We start from the raw sequence: 16,538 nt of genomic DNA, 5'->3' as shown, positions 1-16,538 counted from the left end.
AGAGTATACCGCGATTACTTGGGCGTCAGTTTGACGCTCCATAGGTTCATGGCCGCGCCTTTGCCTATCCTTTCGATCCGCACTGAAATCACCGGGTTTTGGGAACCGATCTTGATGCGCCCCAGCACAAAGGATTTTGGCTCTATCCATGATCCGGTGGCGGGCACGACGCCGGAGATTCGATCGCCGTTCTCCACGCCGACGGTATAGGTCGCGCCCGCGTCGCTTGCGGGGCATGCCAACTTGATTTCGACCTCGTATTCGCCCGAACTCGGCCCCCCTAATTGCCAAGACACATAGTCCTTTGGGTCGCTCCAATAGCCGATGTTGTCGTGCCCGCGCCCGATCTCGTACTGCAGCGCGCGGCCGTTCAGCTCCGCGTCCATCGCCCTTAACAAGTACGATCCGTCTTCCGACACATTGATGCGAAACGGCGCGAATGTCGGCGGGCGGTCGTAGTCGAGCCGCGCTACCGTCGCCGCCCAGTGCATCTCTTTAGGATAGGACAATTCGCCGTTTGCCACCGAGATCCGCTCTCCGGTCGTCAGCCATCGAGCCGAGGCCAGCCGTCCGCTTTCCGCTTTGGGAAGCGCCAACGGGTTCCCCAGGTTAAACGCAAACACGTAGAGCGTTTTGCCCTTCGAAGCGCAACGGCCGTCGAAACCCAAACGCTTGATCGGGCTGGCCGTCGTGCCATAGACCGCCTCGCCGTGCTTCTTCATCCATTCGCCCACCTCGCGCAATCGCTCGACGCTCGGCGCGGGAATTTCGCCTTCGGCCGTCGGTCCGACATTTAGCAAGAAGTTGCCGCCTTTGTGCAGGATGTCGGTCAGCTTTTGGATCAGTTCCGAGCTCGATTTCCAATTGTGGTCGTCCTTGGCATAGCCCCATGTGTCGTTCATGGTCATGCAGGTCTCCCACAGTCGACCCGCAGGCAGCGCGTTCGCTGGGATGAACTGTTCGGGCGTTGCGTAGTCTTGCGGCTCGTGGTTGCGGTCGTTGATGATGATGTTCGGCTGAAGCGAGCGGATGAACCGGTTGACCTCGGGCGACCTCAGGCGAAGGCCGTCGTGCTCCCACTGGCCGTCGAACCATAGGATGCCGATCGGCCCGTAGTTGGTCAGGAGCTCTTTGATCTGCCCCTTCATGTAATCGATGTAGCGATCCATGTTCGCACCCGTCGCAGGCCGTACGTCGCCTTCCCACGGCCGGCGGGGCAGATAGTCGGGATGATGCCAATCCATAATGGAGTAGTAGAAGCAAAGTTTGATGCCCTGGCGACGGCACTCCGCGGCCAAATCTTTCATCGGATCGCGACCGTAGGGCGACGCCTTGACAATGTTGTAATCCGTCAGTTTGGTGTCGAACATGCAGAAACCGTCGTGATGTTTGGAGGTGATCACGATGTACTTCATGCCTGCTTCTTTGGCCAAGGAGACCCATTGCCGAGCGTTGAACTTGACCGGGTTAAATTGCGCCGCGAACTTGGCATAGTCGGCGACCTGGACCTGCTGATTGCTTAGATACCACTCCGCGACCGCCGTGCCGCCCCCTTTTCGGCGATTGTCCGCGGGCACTGAATAGATGCCCCAATGGATGAACATCCCAAACTTCGCTTCGCGCCACCACTTGGTGCGATTGAGGAATTGCGCCTGAGTCTCCATGTCATATCCCTTCTGGCCGACCGCCCTGCTTCCTGCCGGGTAGACTCGCCTCGATGAGCGATTTCACCGTGGACTCGGACATCCGTCGAGCTTGGACGCTGCCTTCCGCCTTCTATTTTGATGCGAGCGTTTTTGAAGCCGCCAAGGAGCGAATCTTTGCCCGATCGTGGCAGTGGATTACGGACGACAGCGCGATCAAGGCGCCCGGCCAGCTTCATCCTTTCATCTTGTTGGAGGGCTGTCTGGACGAGCCGCTTTTCTTCTCCCGCGATGAGAAGGATAACGTCCATTGCCTGAGCAACGTCTGCACGCATCGCGGCATGGCGCTGGTCGAGGGCGCGTGCAATGAGCGGCTGATTCGCTGTCGCTACCACGGTCGGCGGTTTGGATTGGACGGCCGGTTTCAGTCGATGCCGGAGTTTGAGGGCGTCGAGGGCTTCCCATCCGAGAGGGACGACCTATCCAAAATCCCTTGGGCCGCTTGGGGGCCGCACCTTTTCGTCAGCCTGTCGCCTTGCGCGCCGCTAGAAGAGGTTCTAAAACCGATGGTCGATCGCGTCGGCTGGCTACCTTTGCGAGAGTTCGCCTATGATCCTGGGCGGTCGCGCGATTATCTGGTGAAGGCCAACTGGGCGCTTTATGTCGATAACTACTTAGAAGGCTTTCACATCCCTTACATCCACAGTAGTCTGAACGAGACTTTGGACTACGGCGATTACAAGGTTGAACTCTTCCCTTATGGCACGCTTCAGCTGGGCATTGGCAAAGGCGGCGAGCAGTCGTTCGACCTGCCGCCCGATTCGCCCGATGCCGGCAAGATCGTCTCGGCCTACTACTACTGGATTTTTCCGAATCTAATGTTCAACTTTTATCCTTGGGGGCTTTCGATCAATGTGGTTCGGCCTTTGGCGCCCGATTTGACCAAGGTCTCCTTTATCGCTTATGTGTGGGACGAAAAGAAGATCGAGAGCGGCGCGGGCGCGGCTTTGGACCGAGTCGAGCGCGAAGACGAGGCTGTCGTGGAGCTTGTTCAGCGCGGCGCACGATCTCGCTTTTACGACCGAGGCCGCTATAGTCCCAAGAGAGAAGACGGCGTTCATCGCTTTCACAGCCTCATTGCCCGATTTATGAACGGATAGTCCCAGGACTATCGTCCCGGTACAAATCAGGACGCAAGTCCCTTTCCTTTTGGGACTAGTTAAACGCTTTAATCTCCTCACGGTCGCGGCGGACGCTCTGTACCGGCCAAGACAAGCGTCGCGCTGCGGCCCATGCGTACACCTCGGCCCTTTGGGTCAAAAGCAACAAAAAGGAGAGCGAGAGGTTTATCGGTTCATAGCTCAAAGAACCTCTCGTCTTAGAGGGAACTCCACCTGCCATTGCCGGGCGTCTACGGGCCGCCCGGCAATCTTTTTCTAGCCGTCGATCAGTATTCGAACAGCTTGGGTCGGGACCTTTCTGCCAGCCCATCGTTCGCACGAGAAGGCGGCCTGCCACACCAACATCGACCATCCGTTGCTGCATCGCAGGCCTCGTTCGCGGGCGTTTTTTAGAAGCTTGGTTTCTAAAGGGTTGTAGACGAGGTCGAAAACAAAGCAATCTGCCGAGAGCACTTCGATAGGGATTTCGGGCATTTCATTTTTGTTGGGAGACATACCGGCCGGCGTGCAGTTCACTAGCAGCCTAGCTCGTCCGATGGCGTCGATAGCCTCGGGCGAGCCCCACTTTCTGGCCAAAATGGACCAGTCGCAGGCACTGCGGCTAATAACCATGGCCTCCCCGCCCAATGCGGCATGAACCGCCCGTGCCGATCCGCCCGAGCCTAAGATGACTGCAGGCGACCTGGCCGCGCCCGTTGCATCGAGCGCGGCCAAGAACCCGGCCATGTCGGTGTTGTCCGCGATCAACTTTCCGCCCTTCCAAAACAGCGCGTTGGCGGCTCCGATCAATCCCGCGGCCTCGGTCGAATCGTCGGCCAAGGCCAGCGCCTCCGTTTTGTGCGGAATGGTTATGTTGGCGCCGACCCATCCGTTCGTACGCAGATCGTTGATCGCGGCTTTCAGAGCATCAGGCGGAACATCGATAACGCGGTATTCCCAATCGAGACCGAGAGCCGCGAAGAATGCCGACTGGATCTCTGCCGAGCGGCTGTGCCCGACTGGATGACCGAATAGAGCAACGACCTTAGATTCTTTCACGATAGGGCTCCAAGCGTTTCACCAGCCAATTCTCTACCATCCGGCTGATTTTGGTGCCGAAAAACTCTTTATGGTGCAATGGGCGCACCCAAATGGTGTACAGCCCCAGTCGATTGCCGCCCCAGACGTCCGTAAACATCTGATCGCCGATGATCGCGGCTTCCGAGGGTTTGGCCCCCAGCATCTCCAGCGCATTGCGCAAGATGCCTTTTCGGGGCTTCATCGGTCCTAACGCATAGGGTATGGCGAACCGCTCGCTCAGCTCGATCAGTCGAGAGCGACGGCGAGTGTTCGAGGTCAAACACATCTTGAACCCCGCTTCCTGCATTCTCTTGATCCAATCTACGATCTCGTCTGGAGCGTCGTAACTGCGCCAAGGCGTCAAAGTATTGTCCAAATCGAGCAGAACGGCGGCGATGCCTCGTGCCTTCAGCGCATCGGGATCCACGTCCGCCACGTTGCCGACCGTCTCGTGAGGACAAAAACGACGCAGCCATTCGGGCGCATCTTCGCGTCGAAATCGGCTTGGTGCAAATCGCTCGCTCATTTCTGACTGCGGATCTCCCGAATCGCCTTCAAATGGTCGCTGTACGAGGACGTGAACTGGTGGTATCCGTCTCCTTTGGCTACGTAGAACAGGTAATCGACTTTGGCCGGATTGAGCGCGGCGTCCAGACTCGCGATGCCCGGGCTGGCGATCGGGCCGGGCGGCAAGCCGTCGTTCAAATAGGTGTTGTAAAGCGACTGATGCTTAAGATCGGCGTAGAGCACGCGCTCTTTCCATTGGCCCATTCCGTATAGCACGGTCGCATCGATCTGAAGACGCATCTTCTTAGTCAGCCGATTATATATGACCGCGGCGATGAGCGGCCGATCCTCGTCCTTGGCTGCTTCCTTTTCGATCATCGAGGCGATGGTCAAAATCTCGTGCATCGAGCGGCCTAAGGCTTTAGCCTTCTCGGCTCTCTCGGCATTCCATCGCCGATATGTGTTGGCTATCAGCGCTTGCATTGCCGCCTCTGCTCCCGTGCCTGGCGGCAGTCGGTAGGTGTCCGCCGCCAGATAGCCTTCAAATCCCGATGATGGCGGGTTGATCGTCTTTCCATTGATATCGATCGGTTTTTGGCACAGCGCCAAAAACTCAGCTTCGTCGGCTATGCCGCGCTCGGACAGTCTCGCGGCGATCCGAGCCATCGTCCAACCTTCGGGAAACGAAACCCAATTGACCGTAAACCGCTCATGGATCAGGATGTCGGCGATCTGCCACATCGACTGATCGGGGCTAAACTCGTAGTCGCCCGCGGCGATGGTCGACTTGCCCTTCCATTTCAGCCATCGCGCCAGCAGCGACGGATTTCGGACGACATGGCGCTTCTGCAGAGTTTTGGCGATCTCTTCGGGGCTTTGGGGTTCGCGGAGTTTGACCAGTTGCGGCGCAAATCGCGAGGAAACGGGAGCGGCTTGGTGGCGAACATAGAACCCCAGGCCAGCAAAGACGAGCGCAATGCCGAGGATGGTCCCTAAGAGAACTCGCGCCCGCTTAGAGGCCAAAATAGACCTCCAGTATCAGCGCGGCGGCCATCGAATCGACGGCCGCCTTCTTCTTCTCTATCGAGGCTCCGGCTTCGCTCAGGCGGCGCTGGGCCTCCTTAGTGGTCAGCCGCTCATCGACCATCTCGACGGGGATGTTGAGGCGGGCCGATAGATCGGAGACGAAGCGAACGACTTTCTTCGAGGATCGACCGACCTTGCCGCCCAAGCCGATGGGAATGCCGACGATGACCTTTTCGGCGCCTTGCTCCATGATGGCTTTAACGATCAGATCGAACTTGTTGGGCAGGGGAGACTGGGGAAAAGCGATCCGCAGGTCGGTGTCGCCAACGGCCATGCCAACCCGCTTTTCCCCATAATCCAGAGCGACGATGCGCATATCTGATGGTGCCGGAGGTGGGGATCGAACCCACACCCGAGTCCCCCCGGACCGGTTTTTGAGACCGGCGCGTCTGCCTATTCCGCCACTCCGGCGCCAGAGCGGTCAATTATACCTATTCTACTTGGCGGCCTTTTTGGCGTACTCGGCGGACATGAGGGTGAACCAAGGCTGGTCGCCCTGCTTCATTTCCAGCTTCATGCCCACATTGCCGTTGTTCATCTTGGTCCACGTTGACCGCATTAGGAACTTGCCCATGCCGGGCATCTCCACTTCGCCGCTGGTCAGCGTCAGGGTGTTGCCCTGCATCGTGCCAAACATCTCCACATAGTCGGGCGAGGACGAATCGAACCAGTGGCTTCGGAACTGCTTCTTGGCGGGCACATAGGTGAGCACCATGAAGCCGGAGATTTCGCCCTCCATCCCTGTCATGGTGTACTTGACGTCCGACCGGATGTAGCGTCCGTCCAGTTGCCAGGAAGCGTTGACCACGGCGTCCGATTCCATCTTTTGGCCGCCAAACTCCATGTGCTGCTTGCCGGCGAACGATCCGACTAGAAAGCCGAGCTGCTTCATCTCCTCTGGGGCTGGCTGTTTCCAATCCTGGCAAAACGCCGATCCTATCAGACTAACGACTGCGACTGCGGTTGCGAGAAGCTTCATTGCTTCATCCTCCTTAGTGCCGCGGCCTTACTTATTGAAGAAGTCCGCGTTCTTTTTTATGTATTCGCGCCAATCGGGCGGCACGTCGGTATCGACATAGATGGCGCTGACCGGGCACTCTGGCTCGCACAGGCCGCAGTCGATGCACTCGTCCGGGTTTATATAAAGCATGTCGTCGCCCTCGTAGATGCAATCGACCGGGCAGACGGCCACGCACGACTTATCCTTAACGCCTATACAAGGCTCGGTAATCACATACGGCATTCGGCACAGCCTCCCGTTCGGCTTAAGCGCCGAACTGAACCGAGTATACCCGGCCATATCGGGTACAAAATGGGCATGGCGCGCGCCGAAGTCGTCTCCATCGGAACGGAACTGCTCTTGGGGCAGATTGTGGACACCAACGCGCCGCTGCTCGGCCAAAGACTGGCCGAGATCGGCATTGGAGTCTATCGTCGGTACACCGTCGGCGATAATTTGGAACGAGCGACCGAAGCCATCCAGCGAGCCTTGCAAGAAGCGGACGTCGTCTTTACGATTGGGGGTTTGGGGCCGACAGAAGATGACTTAACCCGAGACGCGATCGCCGAAGCGACCGGTTGTCCATTGATTCACGATGAAAACCTTGCCGAGCATCTTCGACAGCTCTTTCGGTCTCGCGGGTTGACGACCAACGATCGCCAGTTTCGCCAAGCGATGCGGCCAGAAGGAAGCGCATCTTTGCCCAATCCTCACGGTACCGCGCCAGGGATTAGACTGGAATGGAACGGCCAGCTGATCTATGCGCTGCCTGGCCCGCGACACGAATTTGTGCCGATGCTTGAGAAAATCGTGCTGCCAGACTTGGCCCAGCGCTTTGTCGGCGAAGCGATCGTTTCTCGCGTGTTGCGTTTGACGGGCATAGGCGAATCGAAAGCCGAGGAGATGTTGGGCGAACTGACGCGAAGCGAGAATCCAACGGTCGCTCCCCTGGCGCATGTCGCAGAGACCCACTTTCGCATTACGGCCCGCGGGAAGGACAAGGCGCAGGCCGAAGCCCTAATCGCCGAGATGGAGCAAAGAGTCCGGGAGCGGGTCGGCGAGTTTGTCTACGGCATTGACGATCAAACTCTAGCTATGGCGTTAGTTGATCTGCTCAAATCGAAGCGCCAAACCGTGGCGACGGCAGAATCGTGCACAGGCGGATTGTTGGGCGCCAAACTCACGGAGATTGCAGGCAGTTCCGAGGTTTTCTTGGGCGGTTTTGTAACCTATAGCAACGAGATGAAGCAGAGGTATTTGGGCGTGCCTGCTGAGATTCTGGAATCCTACGGCGCGGTCAGCGAACCGGTTGCCCGTGCAATGGCGGAAGGCGCTCTGAGACAGACCGGCGCGAACTGGGCGATCGGAATTACTGGCATCGCCGGTCCTGGCGGCGGCAGCGAAGACAAGCCCGTCGGCCTGGTCTTCATCGGCTTGGCCGACGCCAATGCGTCCCACACAGCGCGATACCAGTTTATCGGCGATCGAGCGGTTGTGCGGGAAAGGGCCGTGCAAGCGGCGCTTACGCTACTGAGGAAGGCCGTTCTATTGGGATCATGCGGCTCTTTGTAGCGGTCGGTCTCGGCGATCAGGCTAGAGAGAAGATCGCCAGTCTTCAGGATCGGCTCAAGCAGGAGATGCCAGAACTGGCCTGGGTCAAGCCGGAGAACCTGCATATCACGCTCAAGTTCATCGGCGAGCGCGACGACCCTGGCCGCGTTGCAACGGCGCTGACAAAGGTCGTTTTTCAGCCCTTTGAGATAAAGGTCGGAGGGTTGGGCGCTTTTCCCAATCAGCGAAACCCGAGAGTGATTTGGCTGGGCGCGGAGAGCGGTCCGCTGAGCGCATTGGCCAAGCAGGTCGATCAAGCGTTAGCGGAGATAGGCATTCCGGCGGACGAGCATCCCTTTCACGGCCATGTAACTTTGGCCAGGGTTAAAAGGGGTTGGAAAGGATGGGACGGTTGGGGTGATTTTCAAGAATCGGTTGCAAAGATGCCGGTCGACTCGTTCGACCTTGTTGATAGCCATCTCGGCCCCTCCGGATCGCGCTACCTGACAGCCTGCAAGATCATGGCGGTCGACATCTGATGCGAACCGCGCTCGCGCTTCTGATCTCTTTTGCGGCCTGTTCCGCTCAGGTAGAAATCGTCGCCAAGCCCCACTTGGGCGAGGCCGGCGGTTTCGGCGCCAGCCACCGAGTCGAGCTGATCAATCGTGGCGCGGCCGAATCGGGAAGGCTGGAATTGATCGGGTCGGGAGGCGAACAGCGATTTATCCCCATCGAGCTTCCCACGGGGGCGCGAAAGGAAATAGACGTGTTCTTTGACGAGCCTCGCACAACTAGACGCAGAGGCCGAGTGAGCCTGTTGCCCGCGCTCTATTGGCAGCCCGAGAATGGCGCGAGGCGCGAAATCAGACTCAATCTATCACCGACCTTCGACTCGCCTTTCGTCGTGCTAGGCGACCTAAAGGGCGGCTTCGAAGCGGTCCGTTTGATGGCCGAGAGGGCGCTCGGGCAAGGAAGCCGCTGGGTCGCGTCTCGAATTCCTGCGCCGGTTTACATGGCTCCCGAGGATGCGCCTTTGGACATTCGCTGGCTTCGACCTGTAAGCGTCTTGATCTTGGTGGAGGGCGCCGAAAGGCTCAGCCGAGAGCAGCAGGTCGTTATCCTTGCTTGGATCGCGTCGGGCGGGAGATTGGCGGTTTCCGGCATCGGGCCTTTCCCGGGCCTCAAAGGCAGCCTGCTCGGCGACCTGGCTCCCAAAATCATCGGTCAATCGGTGGTTGACGGCGAGCCGCAGGCGATCTATGAACCGAACCGGGTATTAAGTTTGTCGGCGCCCCATCCGCCCATACTGAAGCCTTACGGTCAAGGCGAAGTCTATTTTTATGCAACGAGCGCGGCCAGTCAAAGGCGGTTTTCCGACATTCTTCAGATCGCCTCGTCTCGTATTGAACAGGGCAGAAGGCCCGAGACCGCGACCGTTCTTCTTGAGGTGGACAAAGACCGCATGATCCTGGCTTCGGTCTGTCTCGCTCTGTTCTTCTTCTCTCTGCTTATCTTGCGCTTAGCGCTGCGAAAGATGGGCCGCTTGACGACCGGTCCCGTCCTGATCGCCCCTTTGTGCGCGATTGCGGCAATAATCATCTCGCAATCGTTGCCGGAAACCGGGGTCAAAACCGCCGGAGCGCCAGAGCTTCGCCTTATTGGATCCGCCGATTCGCCTATCTATCTATCTAGCGGGGAAATCAGATGGTTAGCCCCCCGCGGCGAATGGCGAAAGACGTTCCCTGCCGACGCAGTGGTCGATTACTCCGGCGCTTTCTTCGCTTCCCGCACGCAAAGAGTCAGCGTCAACGAGGGCAGCGAAACTGTGGTGGAAGGCTACAACGCGACCGTGGCCGAGGTCTCGTTTCGAGTCGAGCAGGCCATCGACCTAGGAGGCGCAATACGAGTGGAGCGCGTTTCCGACAACAAAGGCCTCTCTCAAGTAGTCCGGATCGATAACGACACCCGTGCAACGCTGACCGGGGTCTCGCTCAATGCGAACAATGTAAACGTCCACCTGGCCGATCGACTGGAGCCGGGGCAGTCAAAGCTGTTCGGCCAAGAAGGTGCGGCCAGGCCGACCTTTCCAACTCACGCCCGCTCAATATCTGTAACGGCAAGAGTTGCAGGCATTGAGGGCTTGCCTTCCAATGTCCATACAGCGATGCTGGAGGCGACTTTACCGTGAGGGCGTTGTTGGAGAAGGCGGTTCGGCTTAAACAGAAGTACTTCGAGGACAATCCGCAATCCTGGTACCACTTTCCTTCGGTGGCGCTCGATAAACCGGCTCTCCAGTCGGTCAATGCGATCATGCCTTGGAAGATGAAGTGGATCTATCCTTTCTGGGCAGCGGTTTGGCTGATCTATGTCGCGAGCGCGCTGTGGCTGGTATATGGAGGGGGCAGCGCGAGGTCGCCCGTTATTGCCTCGCCCGTGGGAGGCATTCAGATCATCGTATGGGCCGCCATCTTTGTAATCTTCCGGTTGGGGCACGAAGGGCAGAGGCGCGGCAGCTTTGCGAGAGAGCGCATCGCGCGCACGATCGGCGCAGTGTCCCTCACTCGGCTGGAGCCCGAACAGATCGTTGTGGGCAAGCTTGTGCCCGCGCTGATCACCGCGCTCCACCTGGCGATTCTCATTTTTGCCTTTGGCATCGTGCTGAGCCTGATCCACCTTCCGTTTCTTCGAGGCCTTTCGGCCACGGTTCTAGTCAGCCTTATCGCTGGGTTGGGGTACATCCAAGCGACTCTCATCATGGAGCGTTTCAGCATCAACGGCCGGACGGTAAGCGAGGCTCAAACCCTTGCCGTTTTTGGCGGTCTGGTTGCCTACGCGACGGTCGCGTTCCTTTGGTATTGGATCAAGTTCCATTGGCTTGAAATCGACAATCCGTTCTCCATCGTTTGGTTCGTCGATTGGATCGGCTGGCTCTGTCCGCCGGTGCTGGTCGCTTTTACAGCGGTCATCAGCCCCAAGATCGGTTTCGTCATGGTTCCTGTCTATCTGTTTCTCAATTATCTCTTGTTCAAGCATTGCGCGTCCGCAGTCAAATCCTCTCTCCGCAAGAGCGAACGAGTCCCGGTCTCGGAGGCGGCCCGATGATGGGCGCCGCGCTAGAACTGTTCGTCTACGACTTTAAGCGCCAGTTGCGGGGCAAGGCGTTCTGGGACGTTCTTCTCGTCATTTCCGCAGCGTCCGCTGTCGCCGCGATCGTCGTTCTGGCGATGACCTATGCTTGGCCGAGGGCGCAGGGCACGGATCGAATCCTCGACGTTCTTGCTTGGGTCTATCATGGTACGATCGTCGTTCAAGGCATTCTCATGCTCGCAATCGTGCCGATGGTCGGCCGATCGCTCTTCGAGGCCGATTTTGGGCGAGGACTCTTTAGTCATCTGGTCATCACGGGACTGCCTGCTCGCGCGGTGCTTCTGGCTCGGTGGCTGACGGGCGCCGCATTGATCGGCATTGCGCTTTTGTGCAGCCTTCCAGCGGGCGTCGCCATCTGCAAGACCACGATCTTTCCCGTAATCGAGTACGTCCAATCGCTTCTCATCATCTGGCTGGGCTCGATCATGATGCTGGCGATCGTCATTCGAGACCTTGCTCACCACGAGTGCTATCCAGAGGCGGACACGGAGGGCTTGGGTGCGGATATCTCAGGCAAGACTCTAAAGGAAAAGAGGCAAACGCCGGTGTTCGGTTCGGTTATTCTCGCGATCGTTATCGTTGGATTTATCTATCCGCTGACTATGGCGATGGCTGGACGAGCCGTTCCATTGCCCATCCACCAATGGATAGCGCCGCTGGCTTCTCTGTCCAAGAACTACGCCGCAACTGTGGGCGGGCTTTCTTTCCCCCTGATCGTGCCGACTCTCCTGCTGATGATGGGTTTTTGTATCTGGGCTATCCATGCAGCGGGCCAGCGATTGGGCGAATGGAACGACCGTTCTTACGCCTTTTGCAGGCGATTTGGGTTGATCCTGCTCTGGCTAGCCGCATACTTCAACGCCTACTGGTATGCTTCTGGCGCTGTTCGATCCTCCGCCGAGGCCGAGACCGCTGCGCGGTGGTCCTATCTCTTCTGCTTGATCCTGCTCGACGCAATCATCATGCCTCTTGCGATGCCTTATGCGTTCGGGCTCAAAGGGCCTCTCATGGGTCGAATCAAGCAGCCGCTCAAAGGCGCGATGTGGATCGCGGCGGCCAGCCTAGGAACGGCGTTCATCGTTGTCGAGGCCATTTATCGCGCCACCAGATGGGCGCCCGACAGGGACGGAATTCTTTCGCTCTTCTGCGCTTCCGTCGTGCATGTCTGCTTTCATCTCGCCTTCACCTTGGGATATCTTAAGAACAACGTCGGACTTAACTTGAGAGCCGAGCCGGCGATCAATAGCGTTAATGCCCGATGGCATGCCGAGCGGGCCGGCTGGTTCATGTCTGGATTCGTCGTAGCGTGCATGGGCTTCGCGCTCTTCTTGGAACGCCTTACTGCGATCATCCCCGCGCCGTATCGCGTTATAGTCGAAGCGCCGTTTTGGTTAAATCCGCTCAGGCCTCTGATCACCGGCCAGTCGCTGGCGATCAATGCCCTCTATGCCGGAATTAGTCTCGCTATCCTTTTGTACGCGCTCGTCCAAATATCAAGGAGGCCCAACGTCAACGCCGAATAATAGAGTCATGCGGTTGTGCCCCCTCGTCTTGTGCTTTGTCCTTTCGCTCGCACTTAATGCCCAAAGACCGGATGCGGCATCCGTTTTACATGCTCTTGATCCCGCCGCCGCCCGTGTCGAAAACGCATTGCAGCCCTTTCGATGGGGTCGGACCGTATCGGCAGGCGTCGAGAAGCAGGCCGCGATGCTCCATCCGACCAATCGACCTGCGACCGCCGAATGGAAAACGACCCTTCCGGCGGCAAAACCGGGCGAGAAAGTCGTTTTATTCCTGTGGGCAGGCATGGACGATGCCGCCATCCAGCAGACCGACCCTAAAGGATTTGACGGCGTTCGCTTCTCCATATTTCTCAATGGTCAAGAGGATCTGAGCGCCGACCTGTCCGAAAGCGGCTGGCGACCGATCTCGATCGATCTTGATGAGTTTCAAGGCAAGCCGCTCACCATCGTGCTCTCGGCGCACGCAAAGGCAAACAGCAACTACGATTGGTTCTATATCGCCGAGCCGCAGATCGTTCGACTGACAGACCGCTTAGCCAAGACGCTCGACCCCAACCGGCTTCCACCTGAGGGCGTACTGATTCTGCCCGAACCGGGTTTCTATTCCATCCGGCCCGAGCAAGGCGAGCCGCAAACGTTCACCATAGGCCGCGGAGCGCGCGCGGTTCGATATGCCTTTCCGGGCGCATCTAGCATCCGATTGGAAGGCCCCAACAAAGAGCGCGCCGTTCATTACGGCTTCCAGCCAAGGCTAAAGATCGCCTATGCCCAGTCCCAACGCGCCGTTGTGCAACCGGGGGAGGGCGCCGATATTGTGGTCGCCGTTACTAACACGGGACTTGGCACATACTCTAGCAGCCGACTTGAACTCCATGCCTTTCCAGGCGCGAACATGCGCGTAACGCCTCATAAGGAACCAGAGAACCGCCCCATCTCGCCCGGCGCGACGGCTCACTATCTGTTCCGAGTCGTCCCCTCGACCGACCCGAATCTTCTCTTTCGATTGCGCTCGGACGCTGGCGCAGACGCGGTTTCTCTTACCCTTTCGATCGCCTCTTTGCCTCAGAACCTAGCCGAAACAGGCAAGGTCGGCGTTGTCAACAATCGGCATGGCATTGCGCAGAACGACCGCTACCGTCTGATCGTCAGCCCGTCCGCTCAAGGCGGAGCGGCACGGCTCTATGTTCGGCTTGCAGGGCGTTGGTCGCTGGTGGCGGCCTCTTCGCCTTTGGCGACCGCCAGCCTGACAGGCCAGGGCGGCGTCCCCAAGTTCCATCCGTTCCGCATCACCAATGTTCAGGCCGACCCCGTCATGCCCAGTCTGACCGTCTCCGGTACGCTCGGCCCCATTGGTCGCGCCACGCTCGAATACAAACTTGTCAACGGCCAGGTCGAGTGTTCGGCTCGAATGACCGCGTCCCAGACGGCAGACATCTACTCGTTTCGCTTTCCCGATTGGAGAGCAGGCGACGGCTCGTTCGGAGCTCAAAAGAGCGAGGCCGTCTTCCCCGGCTTAGAGTGGCTTACTGCAGACGAAGGCTCCTCATCTTCCAAGAACGTCTCTCCTCCGAACGACCTTCGGTTGGCGCCGCACCCGTACAAGATAACGATGCCGCTGATGGCCGTGCGCAGCGGTCCGAGCCTCTTTATGATGCATTGGGAGCCGTGGCAAACGTACGCGGGGAGCAGCCGCACTCCCAGCGCCCTGTTCTATTCGCCCGCGCCAGACGAAATCGGGCCGTGGACGGGCGCGCATCACCGCCTCGCGCTGTTTGCGCCCAGTCCGCCCGGATGGATCGACGAAAACGCTCTTACGGCCAAACAGCCTTTCCGGCTCGCTTTTGGCGAGGCGATGACTCTAAAGGCGACCGTCCATGTCAACTCTCAAGCGCGGTCGATCACCGAGGCGTTTGAGGCGTACTCCAAGCTCTATGGCGTTGCGCGTCCTCCTGCGGCCGAAAGAACCGGAATGAGGGCGGTCGAACTCAGCATTGACGGCCTGTTGGCTGCATGGGTGGCCGACCAGCGCGGTTGGAAGCACACCAACACCGGCCCAACCTATTACGATCCGACCGTCGCGGCGCCGCTTTGGGTTTTGGCGCACGCTCTGTCCGAGACCGATATGCGCCGCCAACGGGCTATCGATCAAGTTCGGTCTGCCGTGCCCAATCCGCCTGGATGGCAAGCCGCCTTCTATTTGGGCGGGTTGCACAGAACGCTCAAGAATCTCCAATCTCAAGCAAAGGAAACGGAAAAGAGCCAAAAACCGGACGGAAGTTGGGACTGGAAGCCGGAAAGCGAGCGGCACAAGGCGCTCTCTGGCGGGCAAAGAACCGGCAGCGGGCTTTGTGGTCAAAACGCAGGACTTCTGTGGCAATCGCGCCTGATGTTGGGCGATCGCTCGGTCTTAGAAAGCGCGAACAAAGCGCTCGACTTCCTCGACGGTCTATCAAGGCCCGACGGCGCGCAAACCTGGGAGCTGACGCTTTCCGTGCCCGACATTTTGGCGGCCGAGCGGGCACTGACCGCCTGTCTAAACGCCTATGCCGTAACGGGCAATCCAATTCACTTGTCCTCTGCCCGGCGATGGGCGCTCAGCGGTCTGCCTTTCGTCTATTGCTGGTCGATGAACGACCGGCCTATCATGCGCGGCGCGACCATTCCGGCTTTTGGCGCCACATGGCTAACGGGCCAAGCCTGGTTCGGAGTGGCCGTGCAATGGTGCGGCTTGGCCTATGCTCGCGCTCTGTTCCGATTGGCCGAACTCGACAACAGCCTTGATTGGCGCACACTTGCAGAGGCTATCGCCCTGTCCGGCGTTCAACAGCAGGCGTACACGACCCAAAAGCATCCCGAGAACCAAGGCTTCTATCCCGATGCATACAGCATCGTCAAAGGCGAAGAAGAGTATCACTGGGACCTCAACCCGCGCCTGCTGGCGCCCAACGTCGCATTGCTGGCCGGTATAGAAATCGAGCCAAGATCGGTAGCAACTGCGGACAGAACGATCACAGCGCCAGGATTGCGCCGCGCCCAAGAGATCGATGGCGCCCTCATCATCGAATTGGGCTACGCCCATTCTTTGCCCGCAGCCTTCGTTCTGGTTGCCAGCGGCTCGGAGCCTGCCGCCGTCCAGTACAACGGTCAAGAGATTCCTAAAGCCAACGACTTGGATCGCCTCATCTTCGATTTAGCGCCGCTCCGATCCGGATTCGCCTTCGACGCAGAGAACAAGTGGCTCATGATTCGGCTTGCCTCGCCCGGAACCTCCGGAGCTTTAGAGATTCGATGAGCCGAGCCTTGGCCGTCGATCCCGGCAGTCAAAAGTGCGGCATCGCGATCGTCGATTGGGAGGATCCGCAGACTCCTCTCTACCTCGGCGTCGTGGATCGGGAAAGCCTAAACGATGCGCTTGGATCCCTGATGAAGCAGTTCGCGCCAGACCGCCTCATCCTTGGTTCAGGCTCTCACTCCAAGAAGATCCGGCAAGAAACGTCGATCGAGTGGAAAATGGCCGACGAGCATGGCACCACGCTGGAGGCGCGAAAGCTCTATTTTGAGCGCAATCCGCCCAAAGGGTGGCGAAGATGGATCCCTCGCGGCCTCTTGACCCCGCCGGAACCGATCGATGCCTACGCCGCATGGGCGATGCTGCTGAGATTGAAAAAGATAACCGACGACGAAGCGAGCCGCCTCGGATAAAAAGTGGCGGTGATGGTGAAAGGAGGGCAAAGACCATCACCGCCCATTGCCGTAATTGCTTCTCGCTTCAATTAACTTTACGCGCCGCGCAAGGGTTTTGTTCCCACGAATATTTTCGGTTTCTACGTAGTTCCTGTTT

15 protein-coding genes and 1 tRNA gene are annotated in these 16,538 nt (G+C 58.6%); 8 read left to right on the top strand and 8 right to left on the bottom strand.

Going from position 1 to position 16,538, the window contains the following annotated elements; translation table 11 throughout:
• Positions 1-14: 14 nt before the first annotated feature.
• A complete protein-coding gene (locus tag HUU60_06870; protein NUL82432.1) occupies positions 15-1,664 on the bottom strand; it encodes an alpha-L-fucosidase in 1,650 nt (549 codons plus the stop codon).
• Between the two features lie 53 nt (positions 1,665-1,717).
• Here HUU60_06870 and HUU60_06865 point away from each other — a divergent pair, with 53 nt between their 5' ends.
• Complete coding sequence (locus HUU60_06865) at positions 1,718-2,803, top strand: aromatic ring-hydroxylating dioxygenase subunit alpha (GenBank protein ID NUL82431.1); 1,086 nt, start codon at positions 1,718-1,720, stop codon at positions 2,801-2,803.
• Positions 2,804-3,079: 276 nt separating this feature from the next.
• Here HUU60_06865 and HUU60_06860 read toward each other — a convergent pair whose 3' ends face one another.
• The 7 genes from HUU60_06860 to HUU60_06830 form a co-directional block, all read right to left on the bottom strand.
• Positions 3,080-3,862, bottom strand: a complete 783-nt coding sequence (locus tag HUU60_06860; protein NUL82430.1) for a shikimate dehydrogenase — start codon at positions 3,860-3,862, stop codon at positions 3,080-3,082.
• Positions 3,849-4,409, bottom strand: a complete 561-nt coding sequence (locus tag HUU60_06855; protein ID NUL82429.1) for a YqeG family HAD IIIA-type phosphatase — start codon at positions 4,407-4,409, stop codon at positions 3,849-3,851. Before HUU60_06855 ends, HUU60_06860 begins: the two co-directional genes overlap by 14 nt.
• Complete coding sequence (gene mltG, locus HUU60_06850; protein ID NUL82428.1) at positions 4,406-5,413, bottom strand: endolytic transglycosylase MltG; 1,008 nt, start codon at positions 5,411-5,413, stop codon at positions 4,406-4,408. The genes HUU60_06855 and mltG overlap by 4 nt, the downstream gene beginning before the upstream one ends.
• Positions 5,403-5,792: a Holliday junction resolvase RuvX gene (gene ruvX / locus HUU60_06845; GenBank protein NUL82427.1), complete on the bottom strand. Its 390-nt coding sequence runs from the start codon at positions 5,790-5,792 to the stop codon at positions 5,403-5,405. The genes mltG and ruvX overlap by 11 nt, the downstream gene beginning before the upstream one ends.
• Positions 5,793-5,798: 6 nt before the next feature.
• Positions 5,799-5,887 (bottom strand) — tRNA-Leu (locus HUU60_06840).
• Positions 5,888-5,912: 25 nt separating this feature from the next.
• Positions 5,913-6,455 carry a DUF1579 family protein gene (locus tag HUU60_06835; protein NUL82426.1) on the bottom strand — a complete coding sequence of 181 codons (543 nt, stop codon included), beginning with the start codon at positions 6,453-6,455 and terminating at the stop codon, positions 5,913-5,915.
• 27 nt (positions 6,456-6,482) lie between these two features.
• Entirely contained in the window at positions 6,483-6,719 is a 237-nt protein-coding gene (locus HUU60_06830; GenBank protein ID NUL82425.1) for a 4Fe-4S binding protein, read from the bottom strand.
• Positions 6,720-6,794: 75 nt separating this feature from the next.
• Between HUU60_06830 and HUU60_06825 the strand changes: the two genes are divergently transcribed.
• The 7 genes from HUU60_06825 (at position 6,795) to HUU60_06795 (ending at position 16,399) form a co-directional block, all read left to right on the top strand.
• Positions 6,795-8,048, top strand: coding sequence for a competence/damage-inducible protein A (locus tag HUU60_06825; protein NUL82424.1), 1,254 nt, complete (start codon positions 6,795-6,797; stop codon positions 8,046-8,048).
• A complete protein-coding gene (thpR, locus tag HUU60_06820; GenBank protein ID NUL82423.1) occupies positions 8,033-8,566 on the top strand; it encodes an RNA 2',3'-cyclic phosphodiesterase in 534 nt (177 codons plus the stop codon). The genes HUU60_06825 and thpR overlap by 16 nt, the downstream gene beginning before the upstream one ends.
• Entirely contained in the window at positions 8,566-10,215 is a 1,650-nt protein-coding gene (locus tag HUU60_06815; GenBank protein NUL82422.1) for a hypothetical protein, read from the top strand. The genes thpR and HUU60_06815 overlap by 1 nt, the downstream gene beginning before the upstream one ends.
• Complete coding sequence (locus HUU60_06810) at positions 10,212-11,129, top strand: hypothetical protein (GenBank protein NUL82421.1); 918 nt, start codon at positions 10,212-10,214, stop codon at positions 11,127-11,129. Before HUU60_06815 ends, HUU60_06810 begins: the two co-directional genes overlap by 4 nt.
• Positions 11,126-12,697, top strand: a complete 1,572-nt coding sequence (locus HUU60_06805) for a hypothetical protein (GenBank protein ID NUL82420.1) — start codon at positions 11,126-11,128, stop codon at positions 12,695-12,697. The genes HUU60_06810 and HUU60_06805 overlap by 4 nt, the downstream gene beginning before the upstream one ends.
• Positions 12,698-12,824: 127 nt before the next feature.
• Complete coding sequence (locus HUU60_06800; GenBank protein ID NUL82419.1) at positions 12,825-15,989, top strand: hypothetical protein; 3,165 nt, start codon at positions 12,825-12,827, stop codon at positions 15,987-15,989.
• Positions 15,986-16,399: a pre-16S rRNA-processing nuclease YqgF gene (locus HUU60_06795; protein ID NUL82418.1), complete on the top strand. Its 414-nt coding sequence runs from the start codon at positions 15,986-15,988 to the stop codon at positions 16,397-16,399. The genes HUU60_06800 and HUU60_06795 overlap by 4 nt, the downstream gene beginning before the upstream one ends.
• Positions 16,400-16,538: the final 139 nt, after the last annotated feature.

Source organism: Armatimonadota bacterium (assembly GCA_013359125.1).
In the GTDB taxonomy this organism is placed as follows: Bacteria; Armatimonadota; Fimbriimonadia; order Fimbriimonadales; family GBS-DC; genus JABWCR01.
Note: the sequence above shows the minus strand (reverse complement) of the source record. Positions and strands in the feature narration are given on the sequence as shown.